The organism is Enterococcus sp. AZ109 (assembly GCF_051714625.1).
GTDB lineage: Bacteria > Bacillota > Bacilli > Lactobacillales > Enterococcaceae > Enterococcus_A.
In genome coordinates this window covers 1,446,670-1,466,137 of sequence record NZ_JBIOSF010000001.1, presented here as the reverse complement: position 1 = coordinate 1,466,137, position 19,468 = coordinate 1,446,670, and the positions used below count along the sequence as shown (strand labels likewise).

At 41.6% G+C, this 19,468-nt stretch carries 21 protein-coding genes; 14 read left to right on the top strand and 7 right to left on the bottom strand.

Translation table 11 applies throughout. The features are described from left to right. Positions 1-20: 20 nt before the first annotated feature. Complete coding sequence (locus tag IGI42_RS06945; protein ID WP_438715103.1) at positions 21-992, top strand: diaminopimelate dehydrogenase; 972 nt, start codon at positions 21-23, stop codon at positions 990-992. A gap of 46 nt (positions 993-1,038) precedes the next feature. Here the strand turns inward: IGI42_RS06945 and IGI42_RS06940 are convergent, their stop codons facing one another. Further along, the gene (locus IGI42_RS06940) at positions 1,039-2,310 is read right to left on the bottom strand and encodes an acetylornithine deacetylase (protein ID WP_438715102.1); all 1,272 of its coding nucleotides are present in this window, start codon (positions 2,308-2,310) and stop codon (positions 1,039-1,041) included. A gap of 156 nt (positions 2,311-2,466) precedes the next feature. Between IGI42_RS06940 and IGI42_RS06935 the strand changes: the two genes are divergently transcribed. The 5 genes from IGI42_RS06935 (at position 2,467) to IGI42_RS06915 (ending at position 5,978) form a co-directional block, all read left to right on the top strand. After that, entirely contained in the window at positions 2,467-3,216 is a 750-nt protein-coding gene (locus IGI42_RS06935; RefSeq protein WP_438715101.1) for an SDR family oxidoreductase, read from the top strand. 154 nt (positions 3,217-3,370) lie between these two features. Next, positions 3,371-3,829 carry a hypothetical protein gene (locus IGI42_RS06930; RefSeq protein ID WP_438715100.1) on the top strand — a complete coding sequence of 153 codons (459 nt, stop codon included), beginning with the start codon at positions 3,371-3,373 and terminating at the stop codon, positions 3,827-3,829. A gap of 140 nt (positions 3,830-3,969) precedes the next feature. Further along, a complete protein-coding gene (locus IGI42_RS06925) occupies positions 3,970-4,269 on the top strand; it encodes a PadR family transcriptional regulator (RefSeq protein WP_438715099.1) in 300 nt (99 codons plus the stop codon). Next, positions 4,259-5,017, top strand: coding sequence for a permease prefix domain 1-containing protein (locus IGI42_RS06920; RefSeq protein WP_438715098.1), 759 nt, complete (start codon positions 4,259-4,261; stop codon positions 5,015-5,017). Before IGI42_RS06925 ends, IGI42_RS06920 begins: the two co-directional genes overlap by 11 nt. Positions 5,018-5,138: 121 nt before the next feature. Continuing rightward, on the top strand, positions 5,139-5,978 hold the full coding sequence (locus tag IGI42_RS06915; RefSeq protein WP_438715097.1) for an aldo/keto reductase: 840 nt from the start codon (positions 5,139-5,141) through the stop codon (positions 5,976-5,978). A 45-nt stretch (positions 5,979-6,023) separates the two neighbouring features. On the opposite strand, the gene IGI42_RS06910 is transcribed toward IGI42_RS06915, so the two are convergent. After that, positions 6,024-6,236, bottom strand: a complete 213-nt coding sequence (locus tag IGI42_RS06910; RefSeq protein WP_438715095.1) for a zinc ribbon domain-containing protein — start codon at positions 6,234-6,236, stop codon at positions 6,024-6,026. 194 nt (positions 6,237-6,430) lie between these two features. Between IGI42_RS06910 and IGI42_RS06905 the strand changes: the two genes are divergently transcribed. The 5 genes from IGI42_RS06905 to IGI42_RS06885 all read left to right on the top strand — a co-directional run bounded on the left by IGI42_RS06905 (position 6,431) and on the right by IGI42_RS06885 (position 11,099). Further along, a complete protein-coding gene (locus IGI42_RS06905) occupies positions 6,431-7,420 on the top strand; it encodes a phosphotransferase (RefSeq protein WP_438715094.1) in 990 nt (329 codons plus the stop codon). A 200-nt stretch (positions 7,421-7,620) separates the two neighbouring features. Continuing rightward, positions 7,621-8,535 carry an ABC transporter ATP-binding protein gene (locus IGI42_RS06900; protein WP_438715093.1) on the top strand — a complete coding sequence of 305 codons (915 nt, stop codon included), beginning with the start codon at positions 7,621-7,623 and terminating at the stop codon, positions 8,533-8,535. Further along, entirely contained in the window at positions 8,528-9,319 is a 792-nt protein-coding gene (locus IGI42_RS06895) for an ABC transporter permease (RefSeq protein WP_438715092.1), read from the top strand. The genes IGI42_RS06900 and IGI42_RS06895 overlap by 8 nt, the downstream gene beginning before the upstream one ends. A 212-nt stretch (positions 9,320-9,531) precedes the next feature. Continuing rightward, a complete protein-coding gene (locus IGI42_RS06890) occupies positions 9,532-10,212 on the top strand; it encodes a response regulator transcription factor (protein ID WP_438715091.1) in 681 nt (226 codons plus the stop codon). Beyond that, a complete protein-coding gene (locus tag IGI42_RS06885; RefSeq protein WP_438715090.1) occupies positions 10,209-11,099 on the top strand; it encodes a sensor histidine kinase in 891 nt (296 codons plus the stop codon). Before IGI42_RS06890 ends, IGI42_RS06885 begins: the two co-directional genes overlap by 4 nt. Positions 11,100-11,136: 37 nt before the next feature. Here the strand turns inward: IGI42_RS06885 and IGI42_RS06880 are convergent, their stop codons facing one another. The 5 genes from IGI42_RS06880 to IGI42_RS06860 all read right to left on the bottom strand — a co-directional run bounded on the left by IGI42_RS06880 (position 11,137) and on the right by IGI42_RS06860 (position 15,504). Next, on the bottom strand, positions 11,137-11,910 hold the full coding sequence (locus IGI42_RS06880; RefSeq protein WP_438715089.1) for an ABC transporter permease: 774 nt from the start codon (positions 11,908-11,910) through the stop codon (positions 11,137-11,139). Further along, positions 11,903-12,835, bottom strand: coding sequence for an ABC transporter ATP-binding protein (locus tag IGI42_RS06875; protein ID WP_438715088.1), 933 nt, complete (start codon positions 12,833-12,835; stop codon positions 11,903-11,905). Before IGI42_RS06875 ends, IGI42_RS06880 begins: the two co-directional genes overlap by 8 nt. 170 nt (positions 12,836-13,005) lie before the next feature. Then, positions 13,006-13,392 carry a hypothetical protein gene (locus IGI42_RS06870; RefSeq protein ID WP_438715087.1) on the bottom strand — a complete coding sequence of 129 codons (387 nt, stop codon included), beginning with the start codon at positions 13,390-13,392 and terminating at the stop codon, positions 13,006-13,008. 125 nt (positions 13,393-13,517) lie between these two features. Continuing rightward, positions 13,518-14,798, bottom strand: coding sequence for a GHKL domain-containing protein (locus IGI42_RS06865; protein ID WP_438715086.1), 1,281 nt, complete (start codon positions 14,796-14,798; stop codon positions 13,518-13,520). A gap of 4 nt (positions 14,799-14,802) precedes the next feature. Beyond that, positions 14,803-15,504, bottom strand: coding sequence for a LytR/AlgR family response regulator transcription factor (locus IGI42_RS06860; RefSeq protein WP_438715085.1), 702 nt, complete (start codon positions 15,502-15,504; stop codon positions 14,803-14,805). 202 nt (positions 15,505-15,706) lie between these two features. Between IGI42_RS06860 and IGI42_RS06855 the strand changes: the two genes are divergently transcribed. The 3 genes from IGI42_RS06855 (at position 15,707) to IGI42_RS06845 (ending at position 19,379) form a co-directional block, all read left to right on the top strand. Then, positions 15,707-16,465: an ABC transporter ATP-binding protein gene (locus IGI42_RS06855; protein WP_438715084.1), complete on the top strand. Its 759-nt coding sequence runs from the start codon at positions 15,707-15,709 to the stop codon at positions 16,463-16,465. Beyond that, positions 16,452-18,539 carry an FtsX-like permease family protein gene (locus IGI42_RS06850; protein ID WP_438715083.1) on the top strand — a complete coding sequence of 696 codons (2,088 nt, stop codon included), beginning with the start codon at positions 16,452-16,454 and terminating at the stop codon, positions 18,537-18,539. Before IGI42_RS06855 ends, IGI42_RS06850 begins: the two co-directional genes overlap by 14 nt. A 96-nt stretch (positions 18,540-18,635) precedes the next feature. Continuing rightward, on the top strand, positions 18,636-19,379 hold the full coding sequence (locus IGI42_RS06845; protein ID WP_438715082.1) for an AAA family ATPase: 744 nt from the start codon (positions 18,636-18,638) through the stop codon (positions 19,377-19,379). Positions 19,380-19,468: the final 89 nt, after the last annotated feature.

The following is a 19,468-nucleotide window of genomic DNA, read 5'->3' as shown; positions in this document are numbered from 1 at the left end:
AAGAATGAGGAGTGGTATGAATGGCAAAAGTAGCAATTGTAGGTTATGGAAATTTAGGACGTGGTGTAGAACGTTCATTAAAACAAAATTCAGATATGGAATTAATTGGAGTTTTTACCAGACGCTCTCCTGAAAGCGTTTCGACTGAAGGTGCGACTGCTTATCATATGGATGATCTGTTAAGTAAAAAGTCTGAGATTGATGTGTGTATTTTATGTGGCGGTTCAGCAACTGATTTGCCAGTCCAAACACCAGAAATCACTAAAAACTTTAATACGATCGACAGCTTTGACACCCATGCAAAGATTCCAGAACATTTTGCAAATGTAGATCAGGTAGCTAAGGAAAATCAGACCGTTTCAATTATTTCTACTGGCTGGGACCCAGGTTTGTTCAGCTTGAACCGCTTGTACGCCCAAAGTATTTTACCAACTGGAGAAACTACTACTTTTTGGGGTAAAGGAGTTAGTCAAGGCCATTCGGATGCTTTACGCAGAATCGAGGGCGTGGCGGATGCGACACAATATACAATTCCAAACACTGAAATAATCGAGAAACTAAAAGCTGGCGAAAAGCTGGAATTAAGCACGCGGGACAAACACTTTCGTCAATGTTTCGTTGTACTAGAAGAAGGCGCTGACGAAGCAGCTATCAAAGAAGAAATTGTTACCATGCCTAATTACTTCTCAGATTACGATACCGAAGTGAATTTTATCTCCCAAGATGAATTGAACCGCGACCACAAAGCAATGCCTCATGGTGGAACAGTTCTGCATACAGGAACCACTGGGGAAGATACCAATCAAGTGATTGAGTACAGTTTACAATTAGAAAGTAATCCAGAATTCACGGCCAGTGTGCTGGTTGCTTATGCTAGAGCGTGTGTTCGTTTGGCGGCTGAAAAGCAGTTTGGTGCCTTTACCGTATTAGACATTGCACCGAAATACTTATCGCCATTAGATGATGCAACGTTGCGAAAAGAATTGCTTTAAACTAAAAAGTTCGACTTTTCGAAAGAGGGAAGAGTCGAACTTTTTTCTATACACACCAATCGACAATAAAGCCGCCAATTACTTTGCAATAATCTACAAGCTGCTGGTAAGCAACACTTTCATTTGTGCTGTGGGCTTGCAGCAATTCACCAGGACCGTAGATGACTGCTGGGATGTTGTAATAATCAAACCAGCCGCCATCAGTTACAGTAGTCGACATATTCACCACTGGCAACTGGCCTAAATGAGCTGCGTGGTTCTCCGATAATAATTCCATAGCCGAGTGCTCTGCATCTAATTCTAATGGTGGGAAAACTTCCCCTTTGTCTTCCAGCATAGATTCACCACCCCATTTAAAAGAAGGTAGGTTATCTTTTAGCCAAGGATCAGCCTTAGCAGTAGCGATAATATGTTCTTCAATTTCTTGAATCACTTCTTCAACTGTTTCGTTGGGATAAAAATGAACGGTGATCCATAGTTTGGCTTCGTTAGCAATAAATGCCGGGTGGATCCCACCTTCAATATACGCCGGATTAATCGTATTAGTACCAGGCGGGAAACCTGGATACGATTTAGTAATTCCCCAATAGCGTTCCAATTTTTGTAGCGACTCGATGATCAGAGCCATTTTTTCTACCATGCTAGCCGCCTTTAATCCGCCACCAGTATGCACCATAGAGATACGATTGCCATCATGATAAGTTTCAGGACTTTCCAAAATGATCCAGCCAGTAATTACCCCGCCTTGCCCTTGGAAATGCAAATCTGTCGTATCGCCGACGATTGCAAAGTCAGCTGTCGTACCATCTTTAAGCAGCTGCTTAGTACCTGCTTCACCTGCCTCTTCGCCAACGACCGATTGGAAACATAGACCACCGTTCAGTTGGGCGTCTAGGCGATTTAGTAAACGGAATAAATAAAGAAAACAAGCAACGGCACCTTTCATGTCACTAACGCCGCGACCATAAAGTCGATCTTCTTTTTTCTCCAGCATGAAAGGATCGGTATCCCATTTATCGCCGTCATCGACAGACGCCACATCCACATGGCCATTTAGTATTAGTCGATGCGTGTCATTTTTAAGGGGGGCTTTTTCCTTGCGGATCCCATAGATCAAAAGGTCGTTTTCGTAAAAGGTTTTTTGAGTGACCTCAAAACCAGAACTGACTAATTCACTGCTGATGAATTCTTGCAAGGCAACTGTGTTGCGGGCCGGTGGCGAAATGGTTTTGAATGCGATCAGATCACTTAGCAATTTAATCAATTCGTCTTGATGTTGATCAATTGCCGCTAATAAACGCTTCTTTAAATACTCCATAATGTCCTCTTTTCTTCTTTTTTATTTTAATCATTTTATCATAAAATTACTTCTTGCCGGATATTTGTCGAGAAGCATTTATTTTGCTAATTTTACAATCCTTCATTAGAATTTAAAATAAGATAACATTTGTTATTTATAGTTGGAAGGAAGCGAATGCAGAGAAGAAAGGAAGATTACATGATTGATTTGAAAGAAAAAGTAGTTGTCATTACCGGAGCAACCGGCGGTATCGGCGCAGCCACCGCAAAGCTTTTAGCTAAAGAAGGGGCTAAAATTGTGCTAAGCGACATCAATGAGGATGCCTTAAAGGAAGAAGAACAGACCTTGAAAGATGAAGGCGGAGAAGTTAGTTACATCGTAGCCGACGTCACAAAAATAAGTGAGTTAGAAAGCTTAGTCCAAGAAACCTTGTCCAGACATGACAAGATTGACGTGTTCTTTAGTAACGCTGGGCTGCTGCTGTCTGAAGATAAGGTCCACGAAAGTGACAGCGAGGAGATTAGCGATCTGATCGATGTGAATGTTAAAGGTGTGATCAACGGCGTGTTGGCTATTTTGCCATATTTCAAAGAGCAAGATGCCGGGCATATCGTTTCAACCGCCTCGATTGCTTCGCATATGGTGCAGCCACAAACTGTCGCCTACTCAGCCACTAAACATGCGGTACGCATTATGATGGAAGGCTTAAAGAAGGAAGAAGCCGAAACGAAAATCCGTTTTACTACCATTTCACCGGGCGTTGTCGACACGGATATGGGTGAAGGCCTGGTTGATGACACGACCGATCGTTTCACCGCATTAGATCCCAAATCAATTGCCGAAGGGATTTTGTTTGCCCTCACGCGAGATGAAGAAGTCAATATACGGGAAATGATCATCAGTCCAACGAAGTCGCCTGATTAATTGAAAACTAGCTAACCAGTTTGTCTTAAGGATAAGCTGGTTTTTCCCGTTTAGGAAGCAAAACAAACCAGTTGGGAAATCCCGCAATAATCCGCTTCTTTATTTAGTATGCTTAATCCATAGAAAACAACAACAAATAAGGGAGCGATTAATCATGGCAAAAGTGACAAAAGTATTGGAATCATTAAGAAAATTAGGCGTGGAGCCGCTGGATGACAGCTGTATCGTTGTACAATATGCCGCACCAAACTTAAGCGAAAAAGTCGCCCGTTTTTTAATTAAAGCAGAACCTTATTATGTATTGCAGATTTGTGAAGAAGATGTAGTTTTAGCACCAATAAGCTGGACTGGAATGGTGAAGGAGCAACAAGAACCTTTGAAAATCCCCATCAGCACGATCCAATCAGTGAAGGTTGAAGAATCAGGCTTTAACTATCTGATTTCTCTTAAATTAGAAGATGGAAATGTGGATCTGATGGCTCAACAAAAAGAATTATCAATCTTTAGATATAGCGGGGCTGTTTCAGTGGAGAATTTCTGGGGAACTAAAAACTGGCATTCCAACAATTTGGATGGCACCTTGAAACAATTGGAAAGTTTAGGAGCAAAATAAATACACAGAAAGCACGGCTGAAAAAAGCTGTGCTTTTTTAGCGTTTAAGCTTCCCACCACATTGACATAAGTAGATAATCTACCTATAAAAAGAGGTGATCCAGATGATTGATAAAGGACTTGTGTCAGGCAGTACCACGTTGTTACTTTTGAGTTTGTTGGCAGACAAAGACATGTACGGCTACGAAATGATCGAAACCTTGGCTCGACGCTCGGAAAATGTATTCGAACTAAAAACCGGCACTCTCTATCCCTTACTCCACCAGCTAGTGAAGGCGGGGCATCTCACTAGCTACGAAACCGAAGTCAACGGTAAAAAGCGCAAATACTACCAACTCACATCCAGCGGACGCGTTTTTCTAGCAGATAAAGTACAAGAATGGGAGACCTACTCCCAGACGGTTTCCGGCATCATTGGAGGTGTCAGCTATGGACACTAAAGACTACTTAAAAAAACTATCCAAACAAATCAGTGTCACCAGCGCTCTCAAAGAAATTCTCCAAGAATACGCTGATCACATTGAGGATCACAAAGAAGCGTTAATGAAACGCGGCCTAAGTGAAGAGGCTGCATTAACCGAAGTCCTGCAGCAGCTAGGCAATCCTGTCAGCACCGGCCGGCAATTAAACAAAATCCATCGACGGGGAATTGAGTGGCGCATGACCGGCTACTTTCTGCTCTGTGCCTCCTTAATCAACCTAGTGCCTTATGCTTTCGGCTATGGTCGAACCGGCGCTTCTGCACCTGATTTTATCCTGTATGCCATTTTCGGTATTCTCGCTGCCAGCGGCTTTTTCCTTTCCTTCATTGAAAAATACACCGACTCTGATTTGTTTTACGCCTGGGCGGAAAATTGGGACGGCGGCGGACTGTCAAACAGCGGGCTGATTCTAGCCATTGCGATTTTCCCAATCACCGGGTCGTTTCAGTTCAAGCTTTTCTGGATTGGACTGATTGCCGTTCTTTTGACGATACAGCGCTACATTATCGCGGTATTTCGTGACCGTAAAGAGCAAAGACTGCTCTGGGAAATCGGAGTAGCTGTCTCGGATATATCATATAAAGGAACAGGTGTAGTAGGTGGCAAGAAGATTCGTCTGAAAAGCAATAGCGATGTAATCAAAAAAGATGCCCCTTTTATCATCGTAGGCCTAGATGGATTTAAACCAATCGCTATAGCTATATAGAAAATGAGCAGACTGCTTAATAAAAGTAGTCTGTTTTTTAGACGTCTACAAACAGTAAATTTAACGTATTACCAGAATCGTGGTAAGGTGAAAAATAGAAGGATGTAAGGAGGAATAATGAATGACAATACCAACAAAAACATTAAATGACGGACACATTTTACCAACTTTAGGTTTGGGAACAGTCGCAATCCGTGGGGACAAGGGCATGGATAAGATTGTTACTGCCATTCAAAATGGTTATCGTCTGATTGACTCATCAACTAATTATGATAATGAAGGGATCGTGGGAGAAGCTATTCGACGCTCGGGTGTACCGCGTGCCGATCTTTTTGTTACTTCAAAATTACCAGGGAAATACCACAAATATGATGATGCGTTACTAATGATTCAAGAATCACTGCGTCGTATGGGCTTAGAGTATTTCGACTTGTACTTGATTCATTGGCCATTACCAAAACGCGATCATTACGTGGAAGCTTGGGAAGCCTTGATTACAGCACAAAAAATGGGCTTGATCCGTTCAATTGGTGTATCCAACTTTGAACCAGACCATCTGGACCGCATTATCAAAGAAACAGGTGTCACTCCTGCTGTTAATCAAATTGAAATTCATCCTTATTGGGTCCAAGAGGAACGTTTGGCTGAAAATAAAAAACGCGGCATCGTTACCGAAGCTTGGAGTCCTTTAGGTAGGGGCACTGTGTCATTAGAAGAAGATGTCCTGCAAAAACTAGCGGAAAAATACGATAAGACACCCGGTCAAATTGTTGTACGTTGGCATTTGGACCGTGGGATTTTACCGGTTGTAAAATCCAGCAATCCGCAGCATCAACGAGATAATCTAGATGTTTTTGACTTCCACTTAACTGAAGATGAAATTGCTTCAATTAACCAATTGAACAAACCAGACGGTCGTGTTGATGGACAAGACCCCAACGAATACGAAGAGTTTGAATAGAAGACAAACCAAACCCGCTCAATATTACATTGAGCGGGTTTTGAATTAGCCATTCATCAAGAAATCAAAGATATTCCAGCCTTCAGATGTCTGACCTTTATACATTTCTGTAAAGCCGCATTGGGAGCAGCTGATAGTATAGAATTTTTTGTTTTGCACATCAAAGATTTTGGCAAAGTTCCCACCCGTTGCCTGGAATTGGTCCATTTCATAATGTTGATTCCCACATTTTTCACATACATATTGTTTCTTTTCCATTTTATTTATCCCCTTTTTTAACTAATGTTTACTACTCCTATAGCATAGCAATTTTTTGGCGGAAAAACATACTCCTAAAGCCGGATTTTTAGCTGTATCTGGGGATTATCTTTGGGGGAAATTGCTGGATTAGCAGTCTACTTGTCCTGTTTGATATATAATATTCTTAAAGACATACCATAGGAGGGCAGCCAATGAACTATTTAGCTAAACGTACTAAAATAGAAGAAGTAAGTCCTTATCTAGAAGCTGGCGAATATATGATGGATAATCAGGAAGCTCGCGTCGCCTTTCAACCAACAGAAAAAAATCATCCCATTGTTGCTGGAATGTATGACAGCAATACAATCGATCGAGCACAGCCGATTATAATTAAAGACGATTCACCTAAAAAATTCCCAGGAAGAATTCTGTGGTTTTGCAGCAATGGCGACATCAAAATTTTTTCAGATAAACAGGTATTGATTCTTTGTAGCGCCAAAGAACATTACCAACAAAAATTCCAGCATTACAAAACCTTTTCACCATTTTTCCAGATGCCAAAATTGTTGAGCCATGACGTAGAAAAATACATATTAACTGAGGAATTGATTGAGTTTCGTAGTAAAAGGGAGCAAGATGACACTCTTATCCTAAGCACCATTTATCGGGATTACCGGAATTATTTCACGAACAAACAAGCAACGGTTGTATTCCGTTCAATTAATGAATTGTTAACTACCAGCACAAATGCGAGTCATAAACCGGATTTTGAGGATTTGTTAAACCGGATTGATTCCAGGTTTCTTGAGATGGAATTCCCGTTTTTGCCACTCCACGGAGACTTGTGGACTGACAATCTGCTGTTAGCAAAATCAGATGACCAAGTTTGGTACATTGACTGGGATACTGCGGGGGAATATTTTTTTCTATTCGATTTCTTCAAATTCATGTGGAATGAGTTGGATGTCCATGATAATCGCAGCTATTATGAACACTATTTAAATGGGATTTTCGATGACCAGTTCACCGGGTTGTTCGCTATCTTCAACTTAGAATTTCAACCAGCTCATAAGCAAGACTATCTGTTACTTTTCTTTTTGAACTTTATGCTAGACGAAGGCGCAGTTCCTTATGAAGTGAAATTGATGGAATTGGCTGATTTCCAATGTAAAATCCTAGATTATTACGGAGCAGCGAAATAATCTAGCAGAGCAATAAGATTTTTTTGTGAGCCTAGCGCCAATCCCTGAATACTTATTCAGGGGGTTTTTCTTTTATCCCAAAATAGCTTTGTATATAAAATCAACCAACATGCGACAAAGTCAACTATCACTCTATTTCATATCCTATCACAGACATGATACACTTAATAGTAACAACTATAATGCAAAGGAAGATTACTATGAAAGCTGTGGAGATAGAACACCTAACCAAAAAATTTGGCACCAATCAATTAGCTGTTAGCGATGTGACACTCTCCATCAAGGAGGGGGAAGTCTTCGGTTTTTTAGGCCCAAACGGAGCGGGGAAAACGACTACCATTAAACTGCTAAATGGTATGCTGCAGCCGACTTCTGGACAAATGCACGTTTTCGGAAAAGACCCTACCAAAGATCCGGCGTTAATTCATCAATTCGCAGGTGTGTTGACTGAACGTGCAGCGATGTATGACCAGTTAACTGGTATGGAGAATCTGCTGTTCTATGGAGAAGTCTTTGGTCTGTCTAAAGAAGACAGTCGCAGGCGAGGAATGGACTTATTGGATCGGTTGGAATTAAGCTATGCAGCGGATCGGAAATTGACTTCTTATTCTACTGGGATGCGTCAGCGGTTATCTTTGGCACGAGCGATGATTCATCAGCCAAAAGTTCTTTTTTTGGATGAACCTACCAGTGGCTTAGACCCTGAAAGTGTCTTAAACGTAAATCAACTGATTCAAGATTTAGCCAAGAACCAAGGTGTTACCATCTTCCTATGCACTCACCAGCTACGTTACGCTCAAGAAATCTGCACCAGTTATGGCTTGATGGATCAGGGGAAATTGTTAGCAACCGGGACACTGGAAAGTTTACGTCAACGAGTTTCTAAAGGTTTAATAGTAGAAATCAAAGCCAATAAAATCACCTCAGGCTTGCCATCTAAGCTAATGGGTAACGGACGCTTTCAATTTACCCTGTCAGATATACAAGAAATTCCTGAATTAGTACGAAAAATTGTCCAATCCGGTTCTGATATCTACGGCGTAACCGCTAAACAACTTTCACTGGAAGAAATATACTTTGCGTTGTTAGAAGAAGGAGGAGCGGATTATGATTAATTCTAAGCAAAAAGCCATCGTTAAAAAAGACGTGCAAGGAATTATTGCGAATAAACGCTATTTTTATATGCTCTTGCTGATGCCGCTCCTATTTTCTGTGGTACTTCCTAGTATATTTATCCTAATTTCCTTGCTGGCACCAGATAGTTCACGGGATTTTGAGCAGTTGTTGACTATGCTGCCGGAGGAATTAAAGACAGGAGACGTTGCTGTCAGTATTGTCCAATTGATTTTTACTTCGATCCTGCCGATATTTTTCTTGATGATACCGATTATGACCTCATCGGTGATGGCAGCTAGTTCATTTGTCGGTGAAAAGGAAAAGAATACGCTGGAAACACTTTTTTATTCACCACTAACTGTGAAACAAATTTTTCAAGCGAAGGTTTATTCGTCGTTACTAATGAGTCTAGTAATTACTGGCGTTTCTTTTTTGATCATGCTGCTAACCGTTCAACTGGAAGTCTTTTTCTTCAAAGGAACTTTGTTGTCGGTGGAGCTGACCTGGTTGTTCGTCTTAGTTCTACTAGTGCCAGCGATTACCTTGATTTCCATCACGCTGATTGTCAAAGGCTCAGCCAAATCGCAGACGATGGAGGAAGCGCAGCAGAAATCGGCTTTCCTAATCTTGCCGTTGGTTGTTTTTATGATTGGTCAGTTTACAGGGTTATTTCTTTTGAATGCCTGGATCATGCTAGCTGTGGGGGTTGCTCTTGGCGGTGCCGCCATTGCTTTATTGCAGGGATCTATGCGCAGTTTTACTTACGAAATGCTGTTAAAATGAAGTAGCTTGGTTTGGGATTTTCATCCTGAATCAGGCTTCTTTTGTAATAGCAGAGTTTTTTATTTTACTTGATTGATAAAAGTTCATGATATATCAAGCCAGTCATAACAAAATTTTTATCCGAATCTTGATTAAATTTTTTCTTTTGGATTCTCTCTATTTTTTAATCTTTCCCTTCTGTATAATAGGGTTGGAAATAAAGGAGTGGTATGGTGTCTAAGATTTTAATTATAGAAGACAATAGCGATATTAATGAAATTTTACAAGGCTTATTGCGGGAGGAGCATGAGGTGTTTCCGGCTTTTTCCGGCACGGAGGGTTTGATGGTGTTTCGCTATGAGGCGATTGATTTGGTGCTGCTGGATATTATGCTGCCGGGGAAAAGCGGGGATCAGGTGTTAGCAGAGATTCGTCAAACCAGCAGTGTGCCAGTGATCATCATCACGGCACTGGGAGATAAGAAAACTGTCAGTGATTACTTGATGAATGGAGCCAATGATTATATTACCAAACCTTTTGACTTGGATGAGGTCCATGCTCGTGTTATGGTACAACTGCGAAATCGGTCGGCAGTGGAGCCTGAAAAAAGTAAGCTGACCTATAAGAACATTAGATTAGATGCAGACAGCTTTACCATTAACTCTGCGGAGAATTCGTTGCGTTTAGGAAAAAAGGAATTTGATATTTTGAAGACTTTAATGAGCCGACCTAAACAGATTTTTACCAAAGAACAATTGTATGAGCAGGTTTGGCAGGAAAGTTATCTACCCGGGGACAATACCTTGAACACTCACCTAAGTAATTTGCGGAAGAAAATCAATCAGTTGGATAGTGAGAATGAATATATCGAAACAATCTGGTCGGTGGGTGTGAAGCTGGCAGGTGATCAATGATTTACCTAGCAATATTCAGTATGCTAGCTGCACTTTTTTTAGCTTACCGCTACTTGGCTTTGCGATTAAGCCTGCGTAAGTTGGTAAAAGAGATTGAAGCAAAGCGAATCAGTCAAACTAATGTAGTGCTAACCAATCCGGAGCATCAAGTGGCTTTGAACCCTTTGATCCACGGGGTGAATCAAGTCTTTAACGAGTTGCAGGAGATTCGAATTATGAGCCAGCAGGAGAAGAATACCTTAGATCTGGCGATTCACAATATTACCCACGATATTCGGACACCATTGACGATTGCTAGTGGTTTTACTCAAAATTTACTGAAGGAAGTTCCAGAGCAACAAGAGAAACTGACGAAAATCCAAAAGAACCTAACTACTGTTTCCCAGCGAGTGGAAGTTTTGCTGGAGTATCAAGATTTGTTGGAGTCCAATGTACAGCCGCAATTCCAGCAGTTAGATCTTTCTTTGATTTTGAAAGAGAATTTGCTTCACTATTACAGCAGCTTAACGGAGCAAAACTTTGAAGCTGAGGTGGATATTGAAGAAGGCGTGCTGATCGATAGCGATCCTGAGATATTACAGCGAATCTTCCAAAATATTTTCAGCAATATTCTAAAGCACGGGGAAAAGCAGCTATCGGTGAAGCTTTCCAACGATGATAAGTGGGTCTACGTGCAGATTCAAAACCAGAGTCAGCAAGAAATTAAGAATCTGGATAAGCTGACCAGCCGGTTCTACTCGGAGAACATGTCAGAGACTGAGAAGTCTTCCGGGTTAGGGCTTTATATTACCAAGGAACTAGTGGAGCTGACGCAAGGCTATTTGACGATGGCGTATCAGAGCCAGCAGTTTTGCTTGGAGATCAGCTGGCGTTTGGCCAGAGGCTAAAAACGATCGACTCCGTAACGGGAATCGATCATTTTTTCTAAATGTCTCTTTTTCTAAAAGTCGCCACCGATACGGTGCAACAAATGAAGATAACCACAAAACAAGTCACCGCCACTTTTACCCAATAGTAGTCGGGAACGTTCAACCAAGCTGCATCGATATTTCCCTGGAAGCTAAGGTAACGGAAGACTTCCACTTCATTGTTAATGATACTTACGATCGAGATAACAACCGGCAGCAGAACCACCGTCAGAACCGCTGAAATATTGGAGAAGGTTAGGAACAATACTAGTAAGCCAAAGGCGAAGATCCCTTGTACAGAGATAAACTGGATGAGTATTGCTCGGAACAAATTCTCAAAATAGTCAGATCCAAATGTGCCGACACCACTTTTAAGAGAAGCAGAGATGAAGGTGCTACCGTAATAAAAGACAAACTGCATCAGCGACATAACCAAGAAGACAACATATTTTGAGAAGAAAAACTTCCCTCTGGATACACCTGATGTGATCAGATTCTTTAGGGTTTTGCGGGATAAGTCATAGCCGATGGTCATGACAAAAATTGGTAGACAGAAATAGATTAAGAAACTGGCCATGGTGGACATTGAGACCACCGTATTAGCACCGGACCATTGTGCTTGCTTGACTTGATCCTGCAAGCTATTTAGCATTTCATTGTTGCTGCCGACTGTTGCTAATCCTTCTGTTAGTACGGATAAAACGACTACGGTAATTAAAACAAATTGTGTGATGTAAAAACCTTTTGAATGAAATAAACGATAAAAGTCTGCTCGAATAGTGTTAACCATGATGAATGTCCTCCTTGTTTCCACCGACTAATTCAGTGAAATAATCCTCTAAGTTTTGTTTTGCGTGATAAATGCCGTCAATGCCAATCCGTTCTTCCACTAAAGCTTGAACGATATGATTCACTTGATTGGAATCGCCGAAAATATGCATGGTGTCGTTATCGACAACCTTCAAGACATATTGCAGGCTATCCTGCAGCAGCTGGCTGGCTTGTGCGATTTGTTTGGTTTGCAGGACGATGTACTCGTCATTGATCTGATCGAATTCTTCCTTGGAAATTTCCTTAACCAGCTGGCCGTTATTGATAATGCCAAAGCGAGTGGCAACATAATAAAGCTCAGTCAAGATATGACTGGAAATGATAATCGTCATGCCCCGTTCTTCGTTTAAGCGTTTGACTAAGCGACGAAATTCTACAATTGCGATTGGATCTAAGCCGTTGATGGGCTCATCTAGGATTAAGAAATCTGGACGAGTCAGGATAGCAATCCCGATTCCCAGCTTTTGCTTCATCCCTAGTGAGAAGTTTTTGTATTTCTTTTTGCCAGTATCTTTCAAATCTACCAGCTCCAAGGTTTCTTCAACGACTTGTTTGGCATTTACGATGCCCCGTAATTTACAATAGTAGGTTAAGTTTTGTTTGGCAGTCAGCTGATCGTAAGCTGAAGGTGTCTCAATCACAGCCCCGGTCCGTTTTAGGCCGTTGGTCCATTCCTTGTCAGTAGAAGAACCGAACAAAGCGATGGTTCCATTTGTTGGTGCAATCAGGCGAGTGATGGATTTTAGCAGCGTGGTTTTCCCAGCGCCGTTTCGTCCGATCAAGCCGTAAATTTCCCCTTTGCAAATTTCTAGTGAAACATTTTTTAAAGCAAATTGTTGTTTGTACTTTTTATTTAAACGATTAACAGTTAAGATGGTTTCCATGATTTACAGCTCCTTTTTTGTGTTTGTCAGTCGGTTGATTTTTTCGTTATGTTTTGCTGACTTACTATATTTACTACTTTACCCCTTCTTCTTCAGATAACTCTCAACCAATTCTAAAATGTTTCTAAAGTTATTGAGAACATGAAAAAAGACTAGCAATACACTAGTCTTTAGTGAGGCTGATTTAGTTTGCAAGCAGTTTCTCTAACAAAATACGATGCAATCAAGTGCAATCCTAGGCTTAATGCTAACATTCCTGGCACCCATGGAAGGATTAACGTTAGCATTGCTGGAATGACTAAGCCGATGATGACACAGCCGGCTGCGATATTGATAATGGCTGAGGCAGCGACTTTGCTCAAACGGTTTAGCTTGGGATTGTTCCAAATACAAGGATAAAAGATCGTGAAGACGGCTGCGATGATAGCGGCACTGGCTAAAGCAACGGCCACATAAGAGAAGCGAAGATTTTTTCTTTCTATTAAAACGAAGATACCCATCAACCAACCGAAAGCTCCTAAAACGGATTTTGTGAATGCTGTTTGATGTATTTTCATGTTTGATTCCTCCAAATTTGTTTGTTGTTTTTCTATAAACTGACTATAGCACGGGAAAAACAACCGGAATATCAAATTTGGCTTTGTTGCAAGAAAAGTAGGTTTGTTGCAGTATCACTTGAAAATTAAACATCCGCAATCAAAACCAGCAGCGAAAATTCGTCGTCGGTTTGAGTAATCTCCAGGGTGCCATCGTAGTTCTCTACAATTTCCCGGACGTTGGCCAGACCGAAGCCGTGATTCTTTTTATCAGGCTTGGTGGTGAGGATTTTGCCATCGTTCATCACCAGTCGTTCTTCGGTAGAGTTGACAATCTCATAGCTGAAGTAGCCTTTGTGGTAGCGGGCCTTCACGGAGAGCTTGCGCTGAGCGACTTCTGGAATTTTCACGGCTGCTTCGATGGCATTGTCTAAAGTATTGGCAAAAATGGTACATAGACTGATGTCATCAATACCTACCCAGTCGCTGATGTCGATGTTAAAGAAGCAGTCGATCTCATTTTGCAGAGCCAGCTGATACTTGGAATTCAGCACATTGTTCACCAGTGAATTTTTACAAAATGCGCGGGTCTGACCGGTATAGACGGTGGAAAGATCGGCAAAATATTCCTTAGCTTGATCCACCTGATTGCCCTCCAGATAATTTCCCACCACACTTAAGTGATTGTTTAGATCATGCTTCAGCTTGCGAACCTCCAGCTGGTTTTTTTCCAGTTGGGTGTAATAATCCTCCTGCAGCCGCAAGTTTTTATTTTCCAGGTCCTTTTTAACCGAATCGGTTAAATAACCGGTTAAATATTGAATGCCGATACTAGTGAGGGCAATGGCCAGCATCGCCGGAAAGGTCTGCCAACCATCATTGTTGGGTGCAAAAATGACCACAAAGATGATTCCCACTAACGGTCCTAATGAAACAAGATTAATAATGCTCCACATGGAAGGAGCCAGCACCTTCTTGGCATCGGTTATCCTTTTTTTAAACTGGTGATAAACGGTATACCACAGAGGAATCCGCAAGAAATTAAAAAAGAGATGCAGTCCGGCATCGATGAGCAGGGTCTGGCTAGTTAGATGGAAAATCCGTAAGCCCAGCTCCTCAAAGACAAAATTGCTGGAAATAACCAGCGGCAGCAAAATAAAAATAGCTCCCAGCTTCCGTTGATACGAGCCCTTAAAGCCCAGTAAAACCGTCAATGAAAACAGGATCAGGAGCCCTAATACATTAACTATGTCCTTAGGAAAAATGACCGTCAGCATTACCCCATACAGCATAAAATAAACCACCAGCTTGAGAACAAGATGGTTCCGTACTGGCGCAAAGCAGGAAACAGTTTGATAAAAGAAATAGGTAGGTACAATAATGACGAGATTATTTAAAATGGTTGCAAGGGTTTTAAGTGTAAACATAAGGTTACTCCAATAGTAGTTTGGCAAAGGCGACTTGCAAAGTTTGTTTATGGGTCCGGCTTAAGGGCAGCATTTGTCCGGTACATAAGACATGCTCTGAACTAACTTCATCTACAAAATTAATGTTGACCAAATAGCGGTTGTGGATGCGAATAAAGCACTCGGGCATTTCCTCCTCGATCTCATTCAGCTTGCCGTAAAAGGTAAAAGTCTCCTCTTCAGTTTGCACATGAATCTTCCGGCGCTCACTCCAAAAGTAGCGAATATCCCGCAGCAGCAGACGTTTTTGACTGCCTTTATGCTTCACTGAAAAGGATTGCTCGGCCTCTTCCGACAGTTCAGCCAGGGCTGAATCCAGCACTTCCAGAATTTTTTGTTCTTTGTAAGGCTTCAAAATATAGTTTAAGGCCTTCACTTCATAGCCTTGGAAAACATAATCAGGGTGCGAAGTCACGAAAATCAGCAGCGTCTCCGGTGCGTGTTTCCGCAACAATCGGGCGGTTTCCATGCCGTTCAATTGACCCATTTCAATATCCATAAATAAGATGTCAATACTGACAGCACTAAGTCCAGCTAGCAAGGCTTCGCCGTTCTCAAATTCCTGCAGCTGATACTCCAGCCCCTTTAATTGCAGCGAACGTTCAACGACTCTGCGCAATTCGTTCCGCTGTTTTTGTTCATCATCGCAAATCGTTACTCGAATCATCGAACCCCTCCTTTTTGGGTGAGACTTCACAACGCCGGCATGTTCGCTGGTTTGTGAGTTCTTTCTTATTATTCTATCATAAAACACTAACAAAACTTTACAAAAATCAGGTCAAAGTTTACATCTGAGTGTCTGTTTTGCTGATGCAAATTCTTCTATCATTAAGGTAAAGATAGAGCTGCAAAAATGAGGAGGAGTTATTATGTTACAAGTTAAGCACTTATATAAAAGCTACCAAAGCGGGAATGTCACTTATGAAGTGTTAAAGGATGTTTCGTTCACGATTCGTAAAGGGGAATTTGTTGGGATTATGGGATCGTCCGGTAGCGGGAAAACGACCTTACTGAATTGTATTTCTTGTTTTATTCCTTATGAAAAAGGCGAGATTTTGTTAAATGGTACGAAGATCGCAGCACTAAAAGAGGAACAGATGGCCGAAGTTCGTAATGAAAAACTGGGCTTTGTCTTCCAAGACTTTATGTTGCTAGATGGTTTAACAATTTTTGAAAATGTTTGTCTACCAAAAATCATTAAAAATGCTCCATATAAGAAAATGGAAACTCGGGCAAAGAAGCTGCTAGATATGTTTGGGATTAGTGAAGTTGGTGACAAATATCCGGTAGAAATATCAGGTGGTCAAAAACAGCGGACGGCAGTTGCCAGAGCATTAATGAACAATCCATTGTTGATTTTGGCCGATGAGCCAACTGGGAATCTGGACAGCAAATCAAGTGCAGCAGTTATTAACGCTTTTTCCGAGGCAAAGCTAGAACTGGGCGCAACCATCTGTATGGTTACCCATGATAGTTTTTCAGCCAGCTATTGCGATCGGGTAATCGTGATGAAAGACGGCAATATTTTTAAGGAAATGGTACGCTCGGGTGAACCGACAGTCTTTCATGATGAGCTGTTGTTAGTATTGAAAGAGTTGAATGGGGGCGAAAACCATGAACATGGATAAAGTTTTCAATAAGCTGCGACGTTATAATCGCAGCAACTACGTTCAGTTAGTTTTTTGTTTAGGCTTTGCGGTCCTTTTGATTACCTCCTATGCGGCAACCCTTTTTAGTCCCACCGTTCAAAAGGTCTTACCGCCGGGCGGAGATTCTCGCAAGCAGATTTATATGATTTTTGCGATTGCCTTAATCGGCTGTTTGATGTTCGCAATTTATGCGACCGGATTATTTTTTAAATACAAAAGTCGTGAGACGGGCGTATTCTTAGCGTTGGGTGCTTCTAAAAGAGTATTGGCGAAAACTTTTTATAAAGAGCTGGCAAAAATATGGGCAGCTTGCAGCTTTTGTGGAATTATTTTAGGGAATATTACCTCATTTGTTGTGTGGCAGTTGTTCCGTTTATTAGTTATTGATACGGAGCAGATGGCGTATCAGTTTGCCCTAACAGGTTCGATTATTGGCGTACTATTTGCTTTAGCGCTTGGGCTTTGCATCTTGGTAATGGCTTGTGTATTTATGAAACGCAGTAATCTAATGGATATCTTAAATGATCAGCGGAAAAACGAACCAATTCAAGAGGTGACGAAGTTTTACGGTTTAACTGGATTGGTTATGACAGTCGTTGGGCTCTTGCTAGGTTATGTTGTTCCATCGATTACAGCCAATAACTTCAACATGCAAATGCCGGCGATTTGGAGTGCTACTTACTTGATTTCGATTGTGGGGATTTATCGTCTAGTGACTTATTTGATTTCTCATCACGAACGAGGGAGACGACCGCAAAAATACTACAAAAACATTATTCCCTTCAGTATGATGAAGTCGCAGGGGAAACAAACAGTGCGCAACATGTGTGTCATGGCTTTACTAGTATTGGCAAGTCTCTTCGCATTATTTTATGTGCCGATGAATTCCACTATGTTCTGGGATATTGACGACAGCCCGGTGGATTTTTCCATACCTTATCCAGCTTCAATCAATCAAGTGGACCAAGCGGATATCCAGCGTTTAGCCGATGAGCATGATGTGGAGGTAACGAATTATACGGAAGTGAATTTTCCTCAGCTGCTTATCAGTGGGATCGAACGTGACTGGACGGACGATGGCGAATTAATCGAAGACTATCACGAAAAATTCAAATACGGTGAATTCATTAGTGCTACCGAGTATGAAAAAATTACAGGGGAGAAGCTGACTGTGCCACAAGGTGGTTATTACACTGTGGTTAATGGTCCAGAAGGTTTTTGGTCAAAGTTCGATGACATGGATCAAGTGACTAATCCGGTGACCGATGAAACCTTCAAGCTTAGTTTTGCTGGATCGCAACTGAATAGACAACTGTATTTTGCGGGTGCGCCCCGTTATGTTTTAAACGATACTGATTTTGCTCAAATTGCAGCGGATTTGCCGGTGGAACATCAATTAAAGCAAGTAATGTTCAATGTAACAGAATCTGATGCAAAACAGGCTTTTGCTCAAGCTGTTTTCAGTGAATTTATTGCTAAGGCACCGGCAGAAATGGCTCGAGTAACTGGGTATGATGACTACCAAGCGGAACAAGCACAGCTTACTAATGAATCTCACGATGGGGATATGCCGATCGAACTTTATCCCGATAATCCCGACTTGATGAGTTATTGGAAATACTATCCAACCATCAAAACGATTGTTAAGCAAAACTTTTTGCGGGATCAGGCAGTGTTCTTCTTACTATTTATCTACGTTGCGACGATTTGTCTGGCAGCTGTGGGTATTATTGCTTACACCCGCAGTATTACGATTGCCATTAATAACCGACAGCTCTTTGATGATTTAACCAAGCTGGGGGCAAATAACCAGTACATTCGTAGAACGATTAACTCTCAATTGACGAAGATTTTTGTTTATCCGACCGTGATTGGAGCGGTGGCGATGCTGCTGTTCACTGTATTGATTTTCTGGGGCAATGACCGGACAATTGTTGGTTCAGAAAGGATCGCTTTTGGAATTGATGTCTTGATAACGGGTGTAGTGTGCATCTACATTTTCCTTATCTATCGCTACTCTTATAAGCGAATGAGGAAGCTTCTGCAAGTATAAATAAAGGAAAATTTTGGTTGGCCGCCGTTGAGATGTTCTTGTCTTAATAGCGGTCAGCTTGTATGATTGAAGCAAACGATTAACAAAGGAGAAGCGATGTTTGTTTTCGAGATGCAATTAGCCAAGACGATGCCTAAAATCGGTTACCCTTATGAAGTGTTGGCGATTCAAGCGATTCTTAAACAAGACGGCCGATTGCCATTCACGGCACCGGTCACTTTTTTGTCCGGCGACAACGGCACTGGTAAGTCGACTATTCTAGAAGCGATTGCGGTAGCTTATGGGATTAACCCAGAAGGCGGTAGTCAGAATTTCAATTTTTCTACCGTGGAGAGTCATTCTGAATTGCACGAGCATGTCCGCTTAATTCGTAAAGGTGATATTCCGCAGACAAAGTTCTTTTTGCGTTCGGAAACCTATTATAATGTGGCTTCTGAATTAGAGGAGTTGGGGCGTGATTTGATTCAGGGATCGCTAGCCCATGCTTCTTATGGACATCAGCCGCTACATACCCGCTCCCACGGAGAAGGTTTATTGGCAATTATTGAAAATCGCTTTGGAGATCAAGGTTTTTATCTATTGGATGAGCCGGAAGCGGGATTGGCTACTAGTCGGCAATTCGCCCTGTTGCAGGAGATGCACCGCTTGGTCAAGGGCGGTGCGCAAATTATTATTGCCACCCATTCACCGATTATTATGTCCTATCCTAATTCGGTGATCTATCAATTTTCTAAAGAGGGAATTGAAGAGCTTCCGCTGGAGGAAACGATGGCTTACAAAGAGACGAAGCTGTTTTATGATGATTATCAGCGGATGTTGCATTATCTGTTGGAGGAGTAACATAAGCAAGATTGTGTAAACGCACTCCGTGTTGTGAAAACTGATACTTTATACAAATGAAAAGAGGCTATGACGGTTTATGTCACAGC

Excerpts from the sequence above, each read along its gene's own strand:
- IGI42_RS06945 (WP_438715103.1), top strand. The coding sequence starts at position 21 with ATGGCAAAAGTAGCAATTGTAGGTTATGGAAATTTAGGACGTGGTGTA.
- IGI42_RS06940 (WP_438715102.1), bottom strand. The coding sequence starts at position 2,310 with ATGGAGTATTTAAAGAAGCGTTTATTAGCGGCAATTGATCAACATCAA.
- IGI42_RS06935 (WP_438715101.1), top strand. The coding sequence starts at position 2,467 with ATGCAGAGAAGAAAGGAAGATTACATGATTGATTTGAAAGAAAAAGTA.
- IGI42_RS06930 (WP_438715100.1), top strand. The coding sequence starts at position 3,371 with ATGGCAAAAGTGACAAAAGTATTGGAATCATTAAGAAAATTAGGCGTG.
- IGI42_RS06920 (WP_438715098.1), top strand. The coding sequence starts at position 4,259 with ATGGACACTAAAGACTACTTAAAAAAACTATCCAAACAAATCAGTGTC.
- IGI42_RS06915 (WP_438715097.1), top strand. The coding sequence starts at position 5,139 with ATGACAATACCAACAAAAACATTAAATGACGGACACATTTTACCAACT.
- IGI42_RS06910 (WP_438715095.1), bottom strand. The coding sequence starts at position 6,236 with ATGGAAAAGAAACAATATGTATGTGAAAAATGTGGGAATCAACATTAT.
- IGI42_RS06905 (WP_438715094.1), top strand. The coding sequence starts at position 6,431 with ATGAACTATTTAGCTAAACGTACTAAAATAGAAGAAGTAAGTCCTTAT.
- IGI42_RS06900 (WP_438715093.1), top strand. The coding sequence starts at position 7,621 with ATGAAAGCTGTGGAGATAGAACACCTAACCAAAAAATTTGGCACCAAT.
- IGI42_RS06895 (WP_438715092.1), top strand. The coding sequence starts at position 8,528 with ATGATTAATTCTAAGCAAAAAGCCATCGTTAAAAAAGACGTGCAAGGA.
- IGI42_RS06885 (WP_438715090.1), top strand. The coding sequence starts at position 10,209 with ATGATTTACCTAGCAATATTCAGTATGCTAGCTGCACTTTTTTTAGCT.
- IGI42_RS06880 (WP_438715089.1), bottom strand. The coding sequence starts at position 11,910 with ATGGTTAACACTATTCGAGCAGACTTTTATCGTTTATTTCATTCAAAA.
- IGI42_RS06875 (WP_438715088.1), bottom strand. The coding sequence starts at position 12,835 with ATGGAAACCATCTTAACTGTTAATCGTTTAAATAAAAAGTACAAACAA.
- IGI42_RS06870 (WP_438715087.1), bottom strand. The coding sequence starts at position 13,392 with ATGAAAATACATCAAACAGCATTCACAAAATCCGTTTTAGGAGCTTTC.
- IGI42_RS06865 (WP_438715086.1), bottom strand. The coding sequence starts at position 14,798 with ATGTTTACACTTAAAACCCTTGCAACCATTTTAAATAATCTCGTCATT.
- IGI42_RS06860 (WP_438715085.1), bottom strand. The coding sequence starts at position 15,504 with ATGATTCGAGTAACGATTTGCGATGATGAACAAAAACAGCGGAACGAA.
- IGI42_RS06855 (WP_438715084.1), top strand. The coding sequence starts at position 15,707 with ATGTTACAAGTTAAGCACTTATATAAAAGCTACCAAAGCGGGAATGTC.
- IGI42_RS06850 (WP_438715083.1), top strand. The coding sequence starts at position 16,452 with ATGAACATGGATAAAGTTTTCAATAAGCTGCGACGTTATAATCGCAGC.
- IGI42_RS06845 (WP_438715082.1), top strand. The coding sequence starts at position 18,636 with ATGTTTGTTTTCGAGATGCAATTAGCCAAGACGATGCCTAAAATCGGT.